Source organism: Streptomyces sp. NPDC017202, assembly GCF_044331705.1.
GTDB lineage: Bacteria > Actinomycetota > Actinomycetes > Streptomycetales > Streptomycetaceae > Streptomyces.
The window spans coordinates 1-20320 of sequence record NZ_JBIRNP010000001.1; the positions used below are offsets into that span (position 1 = coordinate 1).

The window sequence follows — 20320 nt, forward strand, 5'->3', positions numbered from 1 at the left end:
GCCACCCGCTACGACAAGACCGCCGAGTCCTACCAAGCAGCCGTCACCCTCGCATCGCTCCTGATGTGGGCGTGACATTTGAAGACACCGCCTAGGGCGTGTTTCGAAAGTGGCGTCGTCTGCCCGAAGGGCAGGCCCGGCGGCGTCCGGCGCGTGCGATCGCAAGGCGGAGGGTCGCCCCGATACCGGTGGTATCGGGGCGACCTCGACAACGCGGCTGGGGGTGCCCCCTCCGGGGGAGTGCGTGCCAGGCGTCGCCGGGCTGGGGGCATCCCCTCTGGGGGAGGGACTTTCGAAACATGCCCTAGGCTTCTGCGCCGTGACCACCGTCCGGCTGCCGCTCTTCCCGCTGAACACCGTCCTCTTCCCCGGACTGGTGCTGCCGCTCAACGTGTTCGAGGAGCGTTATCGCGCCCTGATGCGCGATCTGCTGAAGACCCCCGAGGAGGAGGCGCGCCGGTTCGCCGTCGTCGCCATCCGCGACGGCCACGAGGTGGCACCGGCCGCCCCGGGCATGCCGGACGCGACGGCGCCGCCCCGGCGGGGCCCCACCGCCGGGTTCGGCGACGACCCGGTCGAGGCGTTCCACTCCGTCGGGTGCGTCGCCGACGCGGCGACGGTCCGGGAGCGCGCCGACGGCACCTTCGAGGTGCTGGCCACCGGGACGACCCGGGTGCGTCTGGTGTCGGTGGACGCCTCGGGCCCCTTCCTGGTGGCGGAACTGGAGGAGCTGCCGGAGGAGCCGGGCGAGGAGGCGGGCGCGCTCGCGGAGGGCGTGCTGCGGGCCTTCCGCCAGTACCAGAAGCGTCTGGCGGGCGCCCGCGAACGCTCCTTGTCCACCGGGGCGGACCTGCCGGACGATCCGTCCGTGGTGTCGTACCTGGTGGCGGCCGCGATGATGCTCGACACGCCCGTCAAGCAGCGGCTGCTCCAGGCTCCGGACACCGCCTCCCGGCTGCGCGACGAGCTGAAACTCCTGCGCGCGGAGACGGCCATCCTCCGTAGCCTGCCCTCGCTGCCCGCGGCGGACCTGACCCGCGGGCCGACGAGTCTGAACTGACGCACGGGAAGGCCCTGATGGCGAAGAAGTCGAAGAAGCAGCAGCAGTCCGGCGGTACGCCCGCGACCGTCGCCCTGACGGCGGCGGGCGTGGAGTTCACGGTCCACGCCTACGACCACGACCCGGCCCACCCGTCCTACGGCGAGGAGGCCGCCGAGGCCATGGGCGTCTCCCCCGACCGGGTCTTCAAGACCCTGGTCGCCGACGTGGACGGCTCCCTGACGGTCGCCGTGGTGCCGGTCGCCGGCTCGCTCGACCTCAAGGCCCTCGCGGCGGCGGTCGGCGGCAAACGCGCCGCCATGGCCGACCCGGCCCTCGCCGAACGCACCACGGGCTACGTCCGCGGCGGCATCTCCCCGCTGGGCCAGCGCAAGAGGCTCCCCACCGTGCTCGACGACTCGGCGCGGGCACACGCCACCATCTGCGTCTCGGCGGGCCGCCGCGGCCTGGAGGTCGAACTGGCCCCCACCGACCTGGCCGAGCTCACGGGAGCGGTCCTGTCCCCCATCGGCCGCGCCTGACCGGCGAGCGCCGCGAGAGGTTCGCTACGGGCCCGACCGCACCCCGGCCCGGGCCCGGCACGCCCGGTCGGCACTCCGGCCCGGACCCGGCACGCCCGGTCGCAGTTCCGGCTCGGGTGCCGCACGCCTCGTACGGACACCGCACGGCCCGTACAACCGGGCGCACCCGGCCACCTCGGCCACGCGCCCGCCGATCCCGGCCACGCCCCACCGCTCCCCGGCGCACAAGCCGGCAGAGCGGCGCCGTACCCCGGCCCGGGCCCGGCCGGACCAGGCCGCAGGCCCGGGCCGGGCACCGCACGCCCGGCGCCGGCGCGGCGCGGGCCCGGCGCCCGTCCGCCCTACTCGAGCGGCGCCCCGTACGGGTCCTTCGGGAGCGGTCCCTGCCCGTACGGGTCGGGGTCGCGGGGGCCGAACAGGGCCGTGAGGCCGAGGTGCACCAGGAGGGCGGCCAGGGGCCAGGCCAGCAGCGCGCCCTTGGCGCTCAGCTTCAGCGGGGCCGAGAACGTGACGCCCGCGCCCGCCGCCCTCGCGTGCGCGATCACGTCCTGCCCGGGGCCGAGCCACACGCCCAGCCGCCACGCCAGCAGGGAGCCGAGCAGTCCGCCGAGGGCCAGCGCCACGACCAGCGGCACGCCTCCGCGCCGGCGCCAGGCGAACACGGCGGCGGCGCTCAGGGCGCCGCAGGCCGCGGCGAGCAGGACGAACGTTCCGTCCACGCCGACGGCCTGCTCGCCCTCGGTGTCCTTGAGGTAGACGACCCAGTTGTCGTCGACGACCTCCCCGACCAGCGGGACGCGCGGCGCCAGCCACAGCCACAGCAGCCCCAGCGCCGCTCCGACGAACGCGACCACGACGGTGATCACGGCGGCTTCCCGCAGCTCCGTCCTCATCCCGGGCCCGTCCTGTCCGTGTCCGGCGTCGTGGGGCGCGGTGCCCCGGAACGCGGCCGCATCGGGGTGGGCGCCGGGCGACGGCCGGGCGTCGCCCGGGGACGGTTCGTGCGGCGGCGGAGGGGGAGTCAGCGGTGCGGTCACCCTGACATCGTGCCAGGCCCGTCCGCGCCGTGCGTCATCGGACGGCGGCCCGGCGGTACGCCCAGGTGGCGACCGCCAGCGACACCACGCCGACGGCGGCGCACACCGCGAGGTCACCGAGCACGAAGGCCCAGTCGGGGTGCGGCCGGAAGGTCCGCGCGAGCGCCTCCACGCCGTACGTCGACGGCAGCAGGTCGCGGGCGAGGCGCACCGCCTCCGGCATGCGGTCGGGCGGCAGGACGCCGAGCAGCAGCGCCGCCGACATGCCCAGCTGGCCGAGCACGGTGGCCAGCTCGGGGCGCGGGGCGAGCAGGCCGAAGGCCGCGCCGAGCCCGGCCAGCGCGGCGCCGGACAGCGGGACGACGAGCACCAGGACCCACAGGTGGGTCAGCGGCAGCCCGAAGAGCACGGCGCCGAAGACCGCGGTCACCAGCGTCCCCGGCACGGTGAAGGAGGCGTACGCGCCCGCGGCGCCCAGCACGACGGCCGCGGGCGGCACCGGCAGCGTGGCGTAGTGGTCGAGGCCGCCGGTGGCCCGCAGCTGGCCGAAGTACTGCGCCAGCAGGTTCAGCGCGACGAAGGCGACGACGAGGACCGCCGAGCCGGCCACCACGGCCTCCGCCTCGCGTCCGCCCTCCACGACCCCGCGCATCATGATCAGGATGCCGACCGACTGGAAGGTCGCCACGAACAGCAGCGGGATGCGGGCCACCCGCGCGCGGGACAGCTGCGCCCGGTACACGGCCACGAGCGACGGCCACAGCCGCGCGCGCGGCGCCAGCTCGGCCGCCTCCCGGGCCGGCTGTCCGTCCACGGCCAGGCCGCTGCCCGGCAGAACCTCTGCGGGTACGACACTCACGTCGCGGTGCTCCTCTTGGGTCCGGTGGTCGCCCTGTTCGGTACGGACGCGGGGACGGTCCTGCTCACGCCTTCACCAACCCCTGCCGGGCGGCCCCGCCCAGCGCCAGGTAGACGTCCTCCAGGCTGGGGGTGGCGAGGGTGAAGTCGTCCAGGGCGGCGAAGGCGGCCCCGCCGGTGACGGTGGCGACGACCGTGCGGGCCTCCTCGGGGCCGAGCCGCAGCGTCCAGCGGCGCCCGGACTCCACGGCCCGCTCGCGCAGCGCGGCGACCTCGGGGACGTCCAGCGGCGCCCGCTCGCGCCACACCAGCTCGACCCGTACCTCGTCGGCGACCTGTTCCTTGAGCCCGGCGGGCGTGTCGCAGGCGATGACCCGGCCGCGGTCGAGGACGGCGACCCGGTCGAGGACGGTCTCGGCCTCGATGACGTTGTGGGTGACGAGCAGCACGGTGGTGCCGCGCTCGGCGCGCCGCCGGTCCACGGCGGACCACACGGCGCGCCGGGCGACGGGGTCCATCCCGGTGGTGGGCTCGTCCAGCACCAGCAGCGGCCGCTCCCCCACCAGCGCGGTCGCGAAGCAGGCCAGCCGCCGCTGTCCGCCGGAGAGCTTGCGCAGCGGCCGGCCGGCGATGGGGGTGAGCCCCAGTTCCTCGAGCACGGCGTCCCGTTCCCGCCGGGCCTCGCGCACGGGGAGTCCGCGCAGCCGTCCGGTGGTCTCGGCGGCGAGGGAGACGGTGAGTTCGTCGAGGGCGGTGGACTCCTGGCCGAGGTAGGCGAGGATGCGCGCGGCCCGTTCGGGGTGGCGCACGATGTCGTGGCCGAGGATCTCCACGCTGCCGCCGTCCGGCCGCATCAGCCCGGTGACCTGGCGCACGACGCTGGTCTTGCCGGCCCCGTTGGGTCCGAGCAGGCCGAAGATCTCACCCCGCCGCACGTCGAGCCGCACGTCGTCGGTGGCGCGGACCTCGGGGGTCCCGGCAGTGCCGCGCCGGCCCCGGACCGCCGGATAGGTCTTGGTCAGTCCGCGTACGGCACACACGACCTCGTCCCCGTGCCGAATGGTCGATGCCGCGCGCGTACTCACAAGGAACGAGCCTACGGGGTCGGCGCCCCCGCCCGCCGTCGGGGGCGCCCAGAGTGTCCGGTTCAGTCCGCCGCGGGTGCGTGCTCGGCCGTCGCCCGGACGTCGATCTCGCGCCAGAACCCCGCCCGGATGGCGTAGCGGTCGTGCTCGTCGATCTGGTCGTCCTTGTGCGCGAGGAGGCCGAAGCGGGCCGCGTAGCGCAGCAGTTCGCCGTCGATGCGGTGCGGGATGCGCGGGTACATGCCGGACAGCTTCTGGAGGTGGCCCTGGTCGCCGAGGCGCCCCATCCAGCGGCGGGCGAAGACCTGCCCCACCTCGAAGGGGTCGCCGCCGACGGTGGTGATGTCCTCCTCGCGGTCGGCCCACCGCTGCTCGGCCGTGGTGACCTGCGCGAGGGTCGGCATGGAGGCGATCTCGGGGGGCTCGGCGGCGGTGCCGGGCCGGTCGACCCAGCCCTTGTCGGAGGACCAGCGCAGGGTCGCGGTGGCCGGGGGCCGGTCGGCCCGGTCGCCGGGCGCGCGCAGGGCGGCGAGGTCCTTGGGGGTGGGGACGCCCTTGGGGGCGGGGACCCGGTCCCGGGTGCCGTCGGTGGCGGCGGAGGGGTGCTCGCTCTGCTCCGCGGGCCGCTCGGACGTGGGCGCCAGGGTGGATTCGGGGAGCGGCGCGGAGAGGATGGCGGCGATCTCGGGCCGCGGCACGGGCGACGGCGCGCAGACCCCGCCGAGGTCCTTGGCGCGTACGGCCCTGGTGATCCAGGTGCGGTCCAGGACGCGCCGTTCGTCGGCCTCGGCGACCAGGTCCTCGGACTGGTTGTAGTCGCCGTCGGCGGCCTGGACGGCCCACAGGTGGACGGCGACGCCGTGTTCCTTGGCGGCCATCATGCCGGGCAGCAGGTCGCCGTCACCGGTGACGAGGACGACGTCGGAGCAGGCCCGGTTGCGGGCCAGCTCGGTCAGCTCGGCGTGCATCGCGGCGTCGACGCCCTTCTGCGCCCAGCGGCCGTCGCTGCGGGTCAGGGCGCCCAGCCGGACGGTGACCCGCGGCATCACACGCAGTCTGCGGTGCTCGGGCTGGGGGACGCGGTCGGGGGCGCCGTCGAACCAGTAGATGCGCAGCAGGGGCCGTTCGGTCTCGGACTCGGCCTGTTCTCGCAGGCCCTGGACGAGGGCGGCGTGATCGACGGTGATCCGGGAGCGCGAGGGTTCTCCGGCGAGGAGACTCGCGGCGGCCCCCAGCAGATACCCGGCGTCCACCAGGACGATGCAGCGGTCCACACGACTCACCCTCTTCCCGGGAGGTTTGCTTCAGGCCTGCTTCGAGTCTGCCCGACCGCACGGGGGTTAACGGCCGGAACTCGATCTTCGGCGTGGCGTTTCGGAGCGGAGCCCGCCGACGGACCCTGTCACCGACGGTAATTATCCGAAATGCGGCACAAGTCAGCCTATGTGAATCTGATTCCGGCCCTGGCCCCTAGACCCCCAACAGGAGGCAGATCCCCATGGCCAAGAACAAGAACCGTGACCGTAAGCAGCCGCAGTCCGAGCGCGCTCCGCGGACGGCGCAGGCCACTCTGGAGCCGCAGGACGAGTCGAACCCGACGCAGATGGCGCCCGGCGAGATGGCCCGCGGCAAGGGACGCGGCAAGCGCTTCGGCCACAACTAGCATCCGCGTGACGGGCCCTTGACGCCCTCGCGCATGCAGGAGGGGCGCACCCGGAGGTCCGGGTGCGCCCCTTGCGTGCGTCCGCGGCTCAGCCGGCCAGGCAGGACGGGCCGAGCAGCACCTTCAGGTCGCCGAACAGGGCCGGGTCGGGCTTGACCCGGTGCCGGTCCAGGCGGAGCACGGTCGTCTTCGTCGGGCCCTGGAGCCTGATCCGGACCTCGCTGTCGCCCCGGTGGTGGGTGAGGATCTCGCCGAGGCGGTTGACCATCGGCGGGGTGACCTTCACGGCCGGGATGGTGAGGATCACGGGCGCGTTGGTGCCCGCGTTGGACAGGTCCGGCACCTGGAGTTCCATCGCGACCAGGCGGGGCACGTCCTCCCGCTTGTCGAGGCGGCCCTTGACGAACACCACGGCGTCCTCGACGAGTTGGGTCGAGACCAGCTGGTAGGTCGCGGGGAAGAACATGCACTCGATGGAGCCGGCGAGGTCCTCGACGGTGGCGATGGCCCAGGCGTTGCCCTGCTTGGTCATCTTGCGCTGGAGGCCCGAGATGATGCCGCCGATGGTCACGACCGCGCCGTCGGCGTGCTCACCACCGGTGAGCTGGGCGATGCCGGCGTCCGCCTTGTCGGACAGCACGTGCTCCAGACCGAAGAGGGGGTGGTCGGAGACGTACAGGCCGAGCATCTCGCGCTCCTGCGCGAGCAGGTACGTCTTGTCCCACTCGTCGGTGGTGAACTCGACGTCGAGGCCGAAGCCCGGCTCGTCGTTCTGCTCCTCGCCCATGCCGCCGAAGAGGTCGAACTGGCCCTCGGCCTCCTTGCGCTTGACCGCGACCACGTTGTCGATCATCGGTTCGTACTGCGCGGTGAGGCCCTTGCGGGTGTGGCCCATGGAGTCGAAGGCGCCGGCCTTGATCAGCGATTCCGTGGTGCGCTTGTTGCAGACCACGGCCTCGACCTTGTCGAGGTAGTCGGGGAAGGAGGAGTACTTCCCCTTGGCCTTGCGGGACCTGATGATCGACTCGACGACGTTGGTGCCGACGTTGCGCACCGCGGAGAGGCCGAAGAGGATCACGTCGTCGCCCTGGGCGGCGAAGTTCGACTCGGACTCGTTCACGTTCGGCGGGAGCACCTTGATGCCCATGCGCCGGCACTCGTTGAGGTAGACGGCCGACTTGTCCTTGTCGTCCTTGACCGAGGTGAGCAGCGCGGCCATGTACTCGGCGGGGTAGTTCGCCTTCAGGTACGCCGTCCAGTACGAGACCAGTCCGTACGCGGCCGAGTGGGCCTTGTTGAACGCGTAGCCGGCGAAGGGGACCAGCACGTCCCACAGGGCCTGGATCGCCTCGTCGCTGTAGCCGTTCTTCTTCGCGCCGGCCTGGAAGATGGTGAAGTTCTTCGCCAGCTCGTCGGGCTTCTTCTTGCCCATCACGCGGCGGAGGATGTCGGCCTCGCCGAGCGAGTACCCGGCGATGATCTGGGCCGCCTTCTGCACCTGCTCCTGGTAGACGATCAGGCCGTAGGTGACGGCCAGGACCTCCTCGAGGGGCTCGGCCAGCTCCTTGTGGATCGGCGTGATCTCCTGGCGGCCGTTCTTGCGCTCCGCGTAGTTGATGTGCGAGTTCATGCCCATCGGGCCGGGCCGGTACAGGGCCGAGACGGCGGAGATGTCCTCGAAGTTGTCGGGCTGCATCTGGCGGAGCAGCGAGCGCATCGGGCCGCCGTCGAACTGGAAGACGCCGAGGGTGTCGCCGCGGCAGAGCAGTTCGAAGGTCTTGGGGTCGTCCAGCGGGAGGGCGAGCATCTCCAGGTCGATGCCCTTGTTGGCCTTCACCATCTTGATGGCGTCGTCCATGATCGTGAGGTTGCGCAGGCCGAGGAAGTCCATCTTCAGCAGGCCCAGCGACTCGCACTGGGGGTAGTCCCACTGGGTGATGGTCACGCCGTCGGTGTGCCGCACCCAGATCGGGGCGTGGTCGACGATCGGTTCGCTGGACATGATCACGCCCGCCGCGTGCACGCCCATCTGCCGGACCAGGCCCTCGACGCCCTTGGCGGTGTCGATGACCTTCTTCACGTCCGGCTCGTTCTCGTACATCGCGCGGATCTCGCCCGCCTCGCTGTAGCGGGGGTGCGAGGGATCGGTGATGCCGTTCAGGTCGATGCCCTTGCCCAGGACGTCGGCCGGCATCGCCTTGGTGAGGCGGTCGCCCATCGCGTACGGGTAGCCCAGCACGCGCGCGGAGTCCTTGATGGCGTTCTTCGCCTTGATCTTGCCGTAGGTGCCGATCATGGCGACCTTGTCGGCGCCGTACTTCTCGGTCACGTACCTGATCACCTCGACGCGCCGGCGCTCGTCGAAGTCGATGTCGACATCCGGCATGGAGACGCGCTCGGGGTTGAGGAACCGCTCGAAGATCAGGCCGTGCGGGATCGGGTCGAGGTCGGTGATGCCCATGGCGTACGCGACGATCGAGCCGGCCGCGGAGCCTCGGCCGGGGCCGACCGCGATGCCGTTGTTCTTGGCCCACATGATGAAGTCGGCGACGACGAGGAAGTAGCCCGGGAACCCCATCTGGATGATGACGTCCATCTCGTACTCGACCTGCTTCTGCCGGTCCTCGGGGACGCCGCCCGGGAAGCGGCGCTCCATGCCGCGGCGGACCTCCTCCTTGAACCAGCTGACCTCCGTGTAGCCCTCGGGGATGTCGAACTTCGGCATGAGGTTCTTAGCCTCGAACATGCCGGTCGTGTCGATCTGCTCGGCCACCAGGAGGGTGTTGGCGCAGCCCTCCTGCCAGGCGTCCGAGGAGTCGATGGCGTACATCTCGTCCGTGGACTTCAGGTAGTAGCCGGTGCCGTCGAAGCGGAAACGGTCCGGGTCGGAGAGGTTCTTGCCGGTCTGGATGCACAGCAGGGCGTCGTGGGCGGTCGCCTCGTGCGCGTACGTGTAGTGCGAGTCGTTGGTGACCAGCGGCGGGATGCCGAGCTTCTTGCCGATCTCCAGCAGGCCGTCCCGGACCCGGCGCTCGATCTCGATGCCGTGGTCCATCAGCTCCAGGAAGTAGCGGTCCTTGCCGAAGATGTCCTGGTACTCGGACGCCGCCTTCAGCGCCTCGTCGTACTGGCCGAGGCGCAGGCGGGTCTGGAGCTCGCCGGAGGGGCAGCCGGTGGAGGCGATGAGCCCCTCGGACCACTGGGAGATGGTCTCCTTGTCCATCCGCGGCCACTTCTGGAGCCAGCCCTCGGCGTACGCGTCCGAGGAGAGCTTGAAGAGGTTGTGCAGGCCGGTCGCGTTCGCCGCCCAGATGGTCTTGTGCGTGTAACCGCCGGAACCGGAGACGTCGTCGCGCTTCTGGTGCGGCTGGCCCCACTGGATCTTGCGCTTGTTGCGCCGCGACTCGGGGGCGACGTACGCCTCGATCCCGATGATCGGGGTGACCCCGGCCTTCTTCGCGGAATGGAAGAAGTCGTACGCCCCGTGGAGATTGCCGTGGTCGGACATGGCGATGTGGGTCATGCCCATCTCGTTGCACGCGTTGAACATGTCCTTCAGCCGCGCGGCACCGTCCAGCAGCGAGTACTGGGTGTGGACGTGCAGGTGCGTGAACGGCGGCTTCGACACGGCATGGCCTCCATGGGACAGGTGCTGCGGCGCGACGCGCCGTGTTGCGGGCGGCGGTCGGGCGGCGGGTGAACGATCGACGACGGGCTGGCGGACGGTCGGGGGGTCAGCCTCGAAGTCTATGCCTCGGCACCGACATGTGAGGCGAACACGGTGGCGCGAAGCGCCTCGACGAGGAACGGTGGCCGGGTGACGGGCGGGCGGCTCCCCCGCGTACCTTCACAGCGGGGGGCCGTGGGCACTTTCGCACGCGTCCGCCCGTTGGAGACGACAGAAACGCTGTCGTACGCATGAAGCACCAGGAGGCACCCCGCGATGTCGGTTCCGCAGCTCGACGAAGAGCCTCGCGGCGAGGAGATCCTCGCCGTCCTCGACACCGCCTTCGGCGAACTCCTGGCCGCCGACCCGGCCGCGTTCCGCGTGAAGTTCCGCAAGATGGCGGCCTCGGCGTTCGCGTTCTACCGGGGCACGGCGTGCCTCTTCTACCACGACCAGGACGCGGCGAGCGGCGGGCGCGGTGCGACCGGCACCTTCACCGGGCCCTACCTGGACGAGCGCACCTCGCGCGTGTGGATCCACGGCGATCTGCACGCGGAGAACTTCGGCACCTACATGGACTCCCAGGGCCGTCTGATCTTCAACGTCAACGACTTCGACGAGGCGTACGTCGGCCCCTTCACCTGGGACCTGAAGCGCTTCTCCGCCTCGATCGCCCTGATCGGGTACGCGAAGGCGCTCAGCGACGACCAGATCACCGAGCTGGTGCGGGTGTACGCGGGCGCCTACCGCGAGCGGATCCGCGCCCTGGCGACGGGCGCCAAGCAGGACGAGGTGCCGCCCTTCACGCTGGACACCGCCGAGGGCCCCCTGCTGGACGCGCTGCGCGACGCCCGCTCCCTGACCCGCTTCGGGCTGCTGGACTCCATGACCGAGATCCGCGACTTCGAGCGCCGCTTCGCGCCGGGCGGCGGCTCCATCGAGCTGGACGCCGCCACCCGCTACAAGGTCCTCGCCGCCTTCGACGGCTATCTGGAGACGCTGCCGGAGACCTCCCTGGCCCGCCCGGACTCCTACCGCGTGAAGGACGTCGTCGGCCGCCGGGGCATCGGCATCGGCTCGGCGGGCCTGCCCTCGTACAACATCCTCCTGGAGGGCCACAGCGACGCCCTGGAGAACGACGTGGTGATCTACATCAAGCAGGGCCAGACCCCGGCCGTCTCCCGGCACATCACCGACCGGGCGATCCGCGACTACTTCCAGCACGAGGGCCACCGCACGGTGATCTCCCAGCGGGCCCTCCAGCAGCACGCCGACCCGTGGCTGGGCTGGACCGAGCTGGACGGCGCGGGCCAGCTGGTCGCCGAGGTCTCGCCGTACGCGGTGGACCTGGACTGGGGCGACATCGACGACCCGGAGGAGATCGCGGGCGTCGTCGCCGACCTGGGCCGGGCCACGGCCACCATGCACGCGGCGGCGGACGACACCTCCGGCGAGTCGCTGGTGCCGTTCTCCACCGAGCGGGCCATCGACGCGGCGATCGCCGGCGACGAGGAGGGCTTCGCGCCGCTCCTGGTCGACTTCGCGCACGCCTACGGCGCACGCGCGCGTGCGGACCACCAGATCTTCCTCGACCTGTTCCGCAACGGCCGGATCCCGGGTCTGTGACGGGCTCCATGACGAACTCCATAACGAAAAGGGCGCTCACAGCGACCCTTTAGGGGCCTCTTACCGGCACGCGTGACACACTCTCCTCCGCTATGGACATATCCGGGACCCGCCTCAGAGCCGTACGCGCGGCGCTGTTCACGGCCTTCGTCGTGACGCTCAGCACCGCGTCGCACGTGCTGCTGTCGCGGGTCCCGCTGCCGCTGAACACGGTGGCCGCCCTCGCGGTCGCCGTGTTCCTCCTGGCGTACGCGCTGGCGGGCCGGGAGCGCGGCTTCGGGCGGATCGCCGCCCTGCTGATCCCGCTGGAGCTGGCGGCCGACACCGTCTTCACCACCGGCCAGCACGTCTGCTACGGCCGGGCGGGCGGCCCGGTCGCCGGCCCGCTGCGCTCCGTCGGCCTCGACGTCCTGTGCGGCGACGGCACCAGTGTCGGCGCCCCGCTGGCCCGCGTGACCGGCGCCGACCCCGAGCGGGTCGGCGGCCTCCTCGCCCACGCCGACCCGTCGACGGCCTGGCTGCTGCTGGGCGCGCACGTCGGCGTCGGCCTCGTCGCCGCGGCCTGGCTGCGGCGGGGCGAGCGCGCGCTGGGCCAGTTGCTGCGCGCGGCGACCGCGACCACGTTCCGGCCGCTGCTGCTGGCCGTGGCCGCCGTGACCGTCCGCACCGCCCCGGCCGCCCGCCGCCTGCCGCGGCCCGCGCGCCGTCCGGTCACCACCAGCCGCGACCGGATCCTCGTGCACTCCCTGGGACGCCGCGGACCCCCGCGCCCGGCCGCCGCCTGAGCGACACCGGACCGCACCGGACCGCCGGTCCGACGCACCGGGTCCGGTCACCGGCTTCGGTCCGCCAGGGCCGGTCCGGCGGGTTCGATCCGACGGGTTCGATCCGACGGGTTCGGTCACCGGGCCGGTCCCCGTCCCGGTCGCTCTGCGCGGCCCCGGAGCACGACAGCCCCCACACACGTATCCCGCGCACCCCTGTGCGCGTCCCACCTGGAGAACACCACCATGAGCAAGCGCAACAGCGCGGCGGCGAAGACGGCGGCCCGCGAGCGACTGCGTGTCGAGCGCGAACGCCAGGCCAAGCGGGCCAAGGTCAAGCGGCAGGTCGTCGTGGCCTGCTCGGTCGTCGCGGTGCTGGCGGTGGCCGGCGGCATAGGTTACGCGGTCGTCCAGAACAACAAGCCCACCTACTGGGAAGAGGCCAAGGACAAGCCGCTGGTCAAGCCGGCCAACACCACCGGCGAGAACGGCACGACGGTCGTGATGGGCAAGAGCACCGCCAAGAAGACCCTCGTGATGTACGAGGACCCGCGCTGCCCGGTCTGCGCCCAGTTCGAGCAGACCGTGGGCCCCAAGCTGAAGTCGGACTACGACGCCGGCAAGTTCAAGCTCCAGTTCGTCGGCGCCACCTTCCTCGACAACGGCCTGTCCGGCGAGGGCTCCAAGAACGCGCTGAGCGCGCTGGGCGCCGCGCTCGACGTCAGCCCGGAGGCGTTCCTCGAGTACAAGACGGCGCTGTACTCGGCGAAGTGGCACCCCGAGGAGTCCGACGACAAGTTCAAGGACGACAGCTACCTGATCAAGGCGGCCGACACGGTCTCCGCGCTCAAGGGCAACGCCGCGTTCCAGAAGGCCGTGAAGGACGGCACCTACGACAGGTGGGCGCTGGAGATGTCCGAGACGTTCGACAAGAGCGGTGTGTCGGGCACTCCGACCCTGAGGATGGACGGGAAGCCGCTGACCGCACCCGGCAGCCAGAACGCGCCGATGACGGTCGCCGACTTCACCACCGCGCTCGAGGCGGCCCTCAAGGCCTGAACGGCCTGAACGCCCTCCGCGTGACGGCGGGCTGAGAGACGGAGAACCGAAGAGCGGGCGAACTTTTGCCAGTTCGCCCGCTCTTCGTCGTACTGGTCAGTAATCTGATCGCCCGTGACCAGTCGATACAGATCAACAGAGAGCACCGACGCGCCGTCGGACCGCCTCGACGCACGCGCCCCGCGCCGCCGTACGGTCGTCAAGGCCGCCGCCGCCACCGCCGTGCTGGCCGGGCCGCTCGCCGCCGCGCTGCCCGCGTGGGCCGCCGACGAGGCCCCCGCCTTCCTGCACGGTGTCGCCTCCGGCGACCCGCTGCCCGACGGCGTCCTGCTGTGGACCCGGGTGACGCCGACCGCCGAGGCCGTACCCGGCTCCGGGCTCGGCCCGGACACCGAGGTCGAGTGGGTCGTCGCCAGGGACAAGGCACTGACGAACGTCGTGGCGAAGGGGTCCGTCACCGCGACCGCCGCCTCCGACCACACCGTCAAGGCCGACGTCCGCGGTCTCGCCCCGGCCACGGACTACTGGTTCCGCTTCTCGGCCGGCGGGACCGACTCCCCGGTGGCGCGTACCCGCACCGCGCCGGCGGCGGACGCGTCCGTGGCGGGCCTGCGCTTCGGCGTGGTGTCCTGCGCCAACTGGGAGGCCGGCTGGTTCTCCTCCTACCGCCACCTCGCCGCCCGCGGCGACCTCGACGCCTGGCTGCACCTCGGCGACTACATCTACGAGTACGGCACCGGCGAGTACGGCACCCGCGGCACCGTCGTACGGCAGCACGCGCCCACGCACGAGATCCTCACCCTCGCCGACTACCGCACCCGGCACGGCAGGTACAAGACCGACCCCGATCTGCAGGCCCTGCACACCAAGGCGCCCGTCATCGCGATCTGGGACGACCACGAGATAGCCAACGACACCTGGTCGGGAGGCGCCGAGAACCACACCGAGGGCGCCGAGGGCAGCTGGACCGCCCGTCAGGCGGCCGCCAAGCAGGCCTACTTCGAGTGGATGCCGGTCCGCCCGGCGCTGGCGGGCACCACCTACCGCCGGCTGCGCTTCGGCAAGCTCGCCGACCTCTCCCTGCTGGACCTGCGTTCCTTCCGCTCCCAACAGGTCTCCGTCGGCAACGGCGACGTCGACGACCCGGACCGCACCCTCACCGGCCGCGCCCAGCTCGACTGGCTGAAGGCCGGTCTGAAGGCGTCCGACACCACCTGGCGGCTGGTCGGCAACTCGGTGATGATCTCGCCGTTCGCGATCGGCTCGCTCTCCGCGGACCTGCTCAAGCCGCTCGCCAAGCTGCTCGGCCTGCCGCAGGAGGGCCTCGCCCTCAACACCGACCAGTGGGACGGCTACACGGACGACCGCCGTGAACTCCTCGCCCACCTGCGCGCGAACGCCATCCGCAACACCGTCTTCCTCACCGGCGACATCCACATGGCGTGGGCCAACGACGTGCCCGTGGACGCCGGGACCTACCCGCTGTCCGCCTCGGCCGCCACGGAGTTCGTGGTCACCTCGGTGACCTCCGACAACCTCGACGACCTGGTGAAGGTCCCCGAGGGCACGGTCTCCGCGATCGCCGCCCCGGTCATCAGGGCCGCCAACCGCCACGTCCACTGGGTGGACACCGACCGGCACGGCTACGGCGTCCTGGACATCACCGCCGACCGCGCGCAGATGGACTACTACGTGGTGTCCAGCCGCACCAGGGCGGACGCGACCTCGTCCTGGTCCCGCTCCTACCGCACCCGCACCGGCACGCAGAAGGTCGAGCGGACGTACGACCCCGTGTAGCCGCCGCCTACAGGCCCGCGAGGAAGCCGAGCGCCACCCGCCAGGTGGCCTCGGCGGCCTCGGCGTCGTAGTCGGGCAGGTCGGGGTCGGTGTAGAGGTGACCGGCCCCGGCGTACCGGTAGATCTCCACGTCGGCGCCCGCCCTGCCCATCTGGAGGTACCAGGCGCTCAGCCAGTCGTCGGTCTCGAACGGGTCCGGCTCGGCCACGTGCAGCTGCACCGGCAGGTCGTCCACCGAGACGTTCGGCGCGAGGTCGGAGGTGCCGTGCAGGAGCAGCAGACCGCGTGCCTTGTCGTCACCGAGGGCGAGGGTCTGGGCGATCGACGCGCCCAGCGAGAAACCGGCGTACACCAGCCCCCGCTCCGAGTAGGGCGCGGCGGCCAGGACGGCTCTCCTCAGCAGCTCGTCCTTGCCGATCCCCTCGTTGTGGGCCATGCCCTCCTCGACCGTGTCGAACGTGCGCCCGTCGAAGAGGTCCGGGGTCCACACCTCGTGACCGGCGGCGCGCAGCCGGTCCGCCGCCGCGCGCACCGCGGGACGCAGTCCATAGGTCGAATGGAAGAGCATGATGTTCATGGGGCCATGGTGCCAGCCGGTACCGACAACGCCCCACGGGGCGGCCCCCGCACCACCTCACGTGGGTCTCTTCACACAACGTGCATGTTCACGACCCCGCCGGGCCGGTTACGTTCGAAGGCATGGAGAACCTGCTCCGCCCACTGATCGTGGTCGGCGGTTCGGTCGTGCTGACGTTGTTCATCGGCTGGGCCACCGACCGACTGTTGTCCAAGGCCGACCGACGGCATCCCGAGACACCCCTGTGGGGGCTGTTGCGCCGCGGGCGCATCCCGTACCAGCTCGGGCTGTGCGCCGCCCTGCTGAGAGGATCGTTCGACAACGCCGAGATACTGGAGGACCACCGCGTCGGCATCGCCCAGACGCTCACCCTGGTGCTGATCGGGTCGACCGCGTGGATGGCGATCCGGATCGCCGCCGCGATCGTCGAGACCTCGTACCGCCGTTACGCGCGCGTGCACCAGGACGCGGCCCGGGTACGGCGGGTGCGCACCCAGGTGTCGCTGATCATGCGGGTCGTCTCCGCGGTGGTCGGGGTGGTCGCGGTGGCGGCGATGCTGCTGACGTTCCCGGCGTTCCGCGCGGCCGGCGCCTCGCTGCTGGCCTCGGCGGGCATCATCGGCATCGTCGCCGGTGTCGCCGCCCAGTCGACGCTGAGCAACATGTTCGCCGGCTTCCAGATCGCCTTCGGCGACATGGTGCGGATCGGCGACACGGTGGTGGTGGACGGCGAGTGGGGCACGGTCGAGGAGATCACGCTGACCTTCCTCACCGTGCGGACCTGGGACGAGCGCCGGATCACCATGCCCGTCTCGTACTTCACGTCCAAGCCGTTCGAGAACTGGTCGCGCGGCACCCCGCAGATGACCGGCATCGTCTACTGGCACCTCGACCACTCGGCACCGCTGGACGCGATGCGTGAGAAGCTCCGCGACATCCTGCGCGAGTGCCCGGCCTGGGACGGCCGCGCCTACGGCCTGGACGTCACGGACACCACGCCCAACACCCTCCAGATCAGGGCGCTGGTGACCGCCAAGGACGCCGACGACATCTGGACGGTCCGCGTGACCGTCCGCGAGCGGATGATCCGCTGGCTGTCCGAGGAGCACCCGTACGCGCTTCCCCGCGTCAACACCGCCGACGCGATCCTGCGGTCGTCCCGCTCCAACGGCCGGATCCCCGGCGGCATAGGGCCTCAGCGCCGCGCCCACGAGTCGCCGCGGGCCGACCGCTGAACCGGTGAACCGCTGAACCGGTGAACCGGTGAACCGGTGACGCCGGCCGGGCCGCCCCGTGCGCCCGGCCGGCGTCGCGTACCGCGTCCCCCGCGTCCGTCCGTACCGGGCCCCCCGCCTCCGTCCGTGCCAGGCCGCCGACGGCGAGCCACCGCGCGGGGAGCCCCACCACCGGCGGGCACCGGCGCGCCGGGCGCGGCCGGACCCGCCCCGCCCGACGGCCGCGGGCGGGGCGTCAGCGCAGGCTGCGCACGTCGAGGTGGCGCAGCACCCGGTCCACGATCTCGGGATCGGCCCCCGGCTCGCTGCGCGCCGCGACCACCTCGTGCCGGGCCGCGCTCAGCATCTCGCCCTGGATCCGCCGCACCCGCCTCAGCCGGCGCACCCGGTGCTCGTGCGCCTCCCGCCGCTCGTCCTCGCCCAGGTCCGGGCTGATCCGCAGCCCGATGTCGAGGGCGCGCCGGCCCATCTGCTCGGAGAGTTCCTCCGGCAGCTCCTCCTCGGCCTCGATCTCCCGCAGCCGGCGCTTCGCCGCCTTGGCCGCCCGCACGGCCAGTTCCTTCTCGAACTCCTTCTCGCGGCCGGTGTCGGCCTGCACCCCGAGCCGCTTGACCAGCCACGGCAGGGTCAGCCCCTGGAGGACGAGCGTCGCCATGATGACGCCGAAGGCGATGAACACGATCTCGTCCCGGTCCGGGAAGGCGGCTCCCTCGTCGGTCCTCAGCGGGATCGCGAGCGCCAGCGCCACCGAGGCGACCCCGCGCATCCCCGACCACCACATCACGACGGTCTCCCGCCAGGTCGTCGGGATGTCCTCGTCGTGGTCCCGTCTGGCGTGCATCCGCTGGGCGAGCCAGGTCGCCGGCAGCAGCCACAGCAGCCGCACGAGGATCACCACGGCCACCACCGCCGCGGCCCACCCCAGCATCTCCCCCCACCGTCCGGACGCCGTCCGGATCGCCATGTGCAGTTCCAGGCCGATCAGCCCGAACGCCACCCCGGTCACCAGGGTGTCGATGATGTTCCAGAAGGTGTGCCCGGCCAGACGGGTCATCACGTCGTCGGGATCGGTGGCGTACTCGGCGAGGAACAGCGCGGTGGTGAGCACGGCGAGCACCCCCGACCCGTGGAACTCCTCCGCGAGCACGTAGGAGGCGTACGGGACCAGCAGGGTGAGCCCGATCTGCAGGGTCGGGTCGCCGAGCAGGTCCATGAGCCGGTTCGCCCCCCAGCCGAGCGCCAGCCCGACCGCGACCGCGACGACGGCGGACAGCACGAGGTCGAGACCCGCTTCCCAGGGCGAGAAGGTGCCGCTGACGACGGCGGCGATGGCCACGTGGTAGAGCACGATGGCGGTGACGTCGTTGAACAGCCCCTCGCCCTCCAGGATGGACACCAGCCGGCGCGGCAGCCCGAGCTGCCCCGCCACGGCGGTGGCGGCCACCGGGTCCGGCGGCGCGACGAGCGCCCCGAGGGCCACGGCGGCGGCGATCGGCAGGCCGGGGACGATCGCGTGGGCGACGGCGGCCACGCACAGCATCGTGACGAACACCAGCGCCACGGCGAGCAGGAAGATCGGCCGCTTGTTGGCGGTGAACTGCCGCCAGGAGGTGCGTCGTACGGCCGCGTAGAGCAGGGGCGGCAGCAGCAGCGGGAGGATCAGGTCCGGCGGGACGTTCACGTCGGGCACGAAGTCGGCGACCGCGAGCACGATCCCGAGCAGGGTCATCAGGACCGGCGCCGGCAGGTTCCACCGGTCTCCCAGCGGGACGCTCACCACGGCCCCGAGCAGCAGGACGAACAACAGGGCCAACTGGTCCACGGTCGGTGCTCCGGGGGCTGAGACGTCACACGGCAGACCTCAAGCCTGCCACGTCACCCCCGTCACCAGCCCTTTCGGCGCCCCCGGCCGCCCCGGCTACCGCTGGAGCGCCCGCCGCATCGCCCGGTGCGGGATCCCCGCGTCCGGGAACTCGGGGCCGTACGCCCGGTACCCCAGCCGTTCGTAGAACCCGAGGGCGTGGGTCTGGGCGTGCAGGTCCACGGCCGTGAGTCCACGCGCGCGTGCCGCGTCCTCGACGGCCCGCACCAGCGCGGCCCCCACTCCGAGCCCGCGCGCCCGCCGGGTGACGGCGAGCCGTCCCAGCGACCCGACCGACGGGTCCCCGCCGGTCTTGGCCGCGGCCTCCGCGCCGTACAGCAGCCGCCCGGCACCGATCGGTACGCCGTCCTCCCGGACCGCCAGCACGTGCACCGCGCCGGCGTCGTGGGCGTCGTACTCGATGTCCTCGGGAACGCCCTGCTCGCCGACGAAGACCTCCTTGCGGACCGCGAAGCAGGCCTCACGGTCGGCGGGGTGCTCGGCGACGCGGACCACGTACGCGGGCGTGCCGCTCATCCGTAGGTCTCCTCGCGGACCTGGTCGAGGGCCTGCTGGAGGTCGTCCGGGTACTCGCAGGAGAACTCGGCCCAGCGGCCGTCCCCGGGGTGCTCGAAGCCAAGCCGGACCGCGTGCAGCCACTGCCGGGTCAGTTTCAGCCGCTTGGCGAGCGTCGGGTCGGCGCCGTAGGTCAGGTCGCCGACGCACGGATGGCGGTGGGCGGCCATGTGGACGCGGATCTGGTGCGTGCGGCCGGTCTCCAGCTTGACGTCCAGCAGGGAGGCGGCGCGGAAGGCCTCGATCAGGTCGTAGTGCGTGACGGAGGGCTTGCCCTCGGCGGTGACCGCCCACTTGTAGTCGTGCTGGGGGTGCCGGCCGATGGGGGCGTCGATGGTGCCGCTGGTGGGGTCCGGGTGGCCCTGGACGAGTGTGTGGTAGCGCTTGTCGACCGTGCGCTCCTTGAACTGGCGCTTCAGCGAGGTGTACGCGCGCTCCGACTTGGCGACCACCATCAGGCCGGAGGTGCCCACGTCGAGGCGGTGCACGATGCCCTGGCGCTCGGCGGCGCCGGAGGTGGAGATGCGGTACCCGGCGGCGGCGAGTCCGCCGATGACGGTGGGGCCGCTCCAGCCGGGCGACGGGTGCGCGGCCACGCCGACCGGCTTGACGATCACGACCACGTCCTCGTCGTCGTGCACGATCTCCATGCCCTCGACGGGCTCGGCGACCACCTGCACCGGCGCGGGCGCCTGCGGCATCTCGACCTCGAGCCAGGCCCCGCCGTGCACCCGCTCGGACTTCCCGACCACCGACCCGTCGACCATGACCTTCCCCGCGGCCGCGAGTTCGGCGGCCTTGGTACGGGAGAAGCCGAACATGCGGGAGATGGCGGCGTCGACACGCTCGCCCTCCAGGCCGTCGGGCACGGGCAGGGTGCGGATCTCGGGAATCGTGCTCACCCGTCGAGTATGCCGGACGGGTCCGGCACCCC

At 72.2% G+C, this 20320-nt stretch carries 17 protein-coding genes; 8 read left to right on the forward strand and 9 right to left on the reverse strand.

Annotation, left to right across the window (positions count from 1 at the left end; all coding sequences use genetic code 11):
- Positions 1-319 precede the first annotated feature (319 nt).
- The gene (locus ACH4N1_RS00005; protein ID WP_398093305.1) at positions 320-1060 is read left to right on the forward strand and encodes an LON peptidase substrate-binding domain-containing protein; all 741 of its coding nucleotides are present in this window, start codon (positions 320-322) and stop codon (positions 1058-1060) included.
- 17 nt (positions 1061-1077) lie between these two features.
- Positions 1078-1581, forward strand: coding sequence for a Cys-tRNA(Pro) deacylase (gene ybaK / locus ACH4N1_RS00010; RefSeq protein WP_398093307.1), 504 nt, complete (start codon positions 1078-1080; stop codon positions 1579-1581).
- 341 nt (positions 1582-1922) lie between these two features.
- Here the strand turns inward: ybaK and ACH4N1_RS00015 are convergent, their stop codons facing one another.
- From ACH4N1_RS00015 to ACH4N1_RS00030, 4 genes are all read right to left on the reverse strand, one after another.
- The gene (locus ACH4N1_RS00015; RefSeq protein WP_398093308.1) at positions 1923-2618 is read right to left on the reverse strand and encodes a DUF2567 domain-containing protein; all 696 of its coding nucleotides are present in this window, start codon (positions 2616-2618) and stop codon (positions 1923-1925) included.
- A gap of 34 nt (positions 2619-2652) precedes the next feature.
- Positions 2653-3477 carry an ABC transporter permease gene (locus ACH4N1_RS00020; RefSeq protein WP_398093309.1) on the reverse strand — a complete coding sequence of 275 codons (825 nt, stop codon included), beginning with the start codon at positions 3475-3477 and terminating at the stop codon, positions 2653-2655.
- Positions 3478-3541: 64 nt separating this feature from the next.
- Positions 3542-4516 carry an ABC transporter ATP-binding protein gene (locus tag ACH4N1_RS00025; RefSeq protein ID WP_366058861.1) on the reverse strand — a complete coding sequence of 325 codons (975 nt, stop codon included), beginning with the start codon at positions 4514-4516 and terminating at the stop codon, positions 3542-3544.
- A gap of 107 nt (positions 4517-4623) precedes the next feature.
- Positions 4624-5835 carry an NYN domain-containing protein gene (locus tag ACH4N1_RS00030; RefSeq protein WP_398093312.1) on the reverse strand — a complete coding sequence of 404 codons (1212 nt, stop codon included), beginning with the start codon at positions 5833-5835 and terminating at the stop codon, positions 4624-4626.
- A 224-nt stretch (positions 5836-6059) separates the two neighbouring features.
- Between ACH4N1_RS00030 and ACH4N1_RS00035 the strand changes: the two genes are divergently transcribed.
- Entirely contained in the window at positions 6060-6224 is a 165-nt protein-coding gene (locus tag ACH4N1_RS00035) for a hypothetical protein (protein WP_398093313.1), read from the forward strand.
- 88 nt (positions 6225-6312) lie between these two features.
- Here the strand turns inward: ACH4N1_RS00035 and dnaE are convergent, their stop codons facing one another.
- A complete protein-coding gene (gene dnaE, locus ACH4N1_RS00040) occupies positions 6313-9852 on the reverse strand; it encodes a DNA polymerase III subunit alpha (RefSeq protein WP_398093314.1) in 3540 nt (1179 codons plus the stop codon).
- 315 nt (positions 9853-10167) lie between these two features.
- On the opposite strand from dnaE, the gene ACH4N1_RS00045 reads away from it, so the two are divergent.
- The 4 genes from ACH4N1_RS00045 to ACH4N1_RS00060 all read left to right on the forward strand — a co-directional run bounded on the left by ACH4N1_RS00045 (position 10168) and on the right by ACH4N1_RS00060 (position 15137).
- Complete coding sequence (locus ACH4N1_RS00045) at positions 10168-11517, forward strand: DUF2252 domain-containing protein (protein ID WP_398093316.1); 1350 nt, start codon at positions 10168-10170, stop codon at positions 11515-11517.
- A gap of 92 nt (positions 11518-11609) precedes the next feature.
- On the forward strand, positions 11610-12302 hold the full coding sequence (locus ACH4N1_RS00050; RefSeq protein WP_398093318.1) for a hypothetical protein: 693 nt from the start codon (positions 11610-11612) through the stop codon (positions 12300-12302).
- 225 nt (positions 12303-12527) lie between these two features.
- Entirely contained in the window at positions 12528-13340 is an 813-nt protein-coding gene (locus ACH4N1_RS00055; RefSeq protein ID WP_398093319.1) for a DsbA family protein, read from the forward strand.
- Positions 13341-13454: 114 nt separating this feature from the next.
- Positions 13455-15137 (forward strand): alkaline phosphatase D family protein, encoded by a 1683-nt coding sequence (locus tag ACH4N1_RS00060; RefSeq protein WP_398093321.1) that lies wholly within the window; start codon positions 13455-13457, stop codon positions 15135-15137.
- A 7-nt stretch (positions 15138-15144) separates the two neighbouring features.
- Here ACH4N1_RS00060 and ACH4N1_RS00065 read toward each other — a convergent pair whose 3' ends face one another.
- Positions 15145-15714, reverse strand: coding sequence for a dienelactone hydrolase family protein (locus ACH4N1_RS00065; protein WP_398093323.1), 570 nt, complete (start codon positions 15712-15714; stop codon positions 15145-15147).
- A 122-nt stretch (positions 15715-15836) separates the two neighbouring features.
- On the opposite strand from ACH4N1_RS00065, the gene ACH4N1_RS00070 reads away from it, so the two are divergent.
- Positions 15837-16949 (forward strand): mechanosensitive ion channel family protein, encoded by a 1113-nt coding sequence (locus ACH4N1_RS00070; protein WP_398093325.1) that lies wholly within the window; start codon positions 15837-15839, stop codon positions 16947-16949.
- Positions 16950-17184: 235 nt separating this feature from the next.
- Here the strand turns inward: ACH4N1_RS00070 and ACH4N1_RS00075 are convergent, their stop codons facing one another.
- From ACH4N1_RS00075 to ACH4N1_RS00085, 3 genes are all read right to left on the reverse strand, one after another.
- Complete coding sequence (locus tag ACH4N1_RS00075; protein ID WP_398093326.1) at positions 17185-18771, reverse strand: Na+/H+ antiporter; 1587 nt, start codon at positions 18769-18771, stop codon at positions 17185-17187.
- A 96-nt stretch (positions 18772-18867) separates the two neighbouring features.
- Positions 18868-19347 carry a GNAT family N-acetyltransferase gene (locus ACH4N1_RS00080; RefSeq protein ID WP_398093327.1) on the reverse strand — a complete coding sequence of 160 codons (480 nt, stop codon included), beginning with the start codon at positions 19345-19347 and terminating at the stop codon, positions 18868-18870.
- Positions 19344-20288: an RluA family pseudouridine synthase gene (locus ACH4N1_RS00085; RefSeq protein WP_398093329.1), complete on the reverse strand. Its 945-nt coding sequence runs from the start codon at positions 20286-20288 to the stop codon at positions 19344-19346. Before ACH4N1_RS00085 ends, ACH4N1_RS00080 begins: the two co-directional genes overlap by 4 nt.
- Between the last annotated feature and the right edge of the window lie 32 nt (positions 20289-20320).

Bases quoted from the DNA above. Each gene is read 5' to 3' on its own strand.
- ACH4N1_RS00070 (WP_398093325.1), top strand. From the start codon at position 15,837: ATGGAGAACCTGCTCCGCCCACTGATCGTGGTCGGCGGTTCGGTCGTG.
- ybaK (WP_398093307.1), top strand. From the start codon at position 1,078: ATGGCGAAGAAGTCGAAGAAGCAGCAGCAGTCCGGCGGTACGCCCGCG.
- ACH4N1_RS00080 (WP_398093327.1), bottom strand. From the start codon at position 19,347: ATGAGCGGCACGCCCGCGTACGTGGTCCGCGTCGCCGAGCACCCCGCC.
- ACH4N1_RS00050 (WP_398093318.1), top strand. From the start codon at position 11,610: ATGGACATATCCGGGACCCGCCTCAGAGCCGTACGCGCGGCGCTGTTC.
- ACH4N1_RS00035 (WP_398093313.1), top strand. From the start codon at position 6,060: ATGGCCAAGAACAAGAACCGTGACCGTAAGCAGCCGCAGTCCGAGCGC.
- ACH4N1_RS00065 (WP_398093323.1), bottom strand. From the start codon at position 15,714: ATGAACATCATGCTCTTCCATTCGACCTATGGACTGCGTCCCGCGGTG.
- ACH4N1_RS00055 (WP_398093319.1), top strand. From the start codon at position 12,528: ATGAGCAAGCGCAACAGCGCGGCGGCGAAGACGGCGGCCCGCGAGCGA.
- ACH4N1_RS00045 (WP_398093316.1), top strand. From the start codon at position 10,168: ATGTCGGTTCCGCAGCTCGACGAAGAGCCTCGCGGCGAGGAGATCCTC.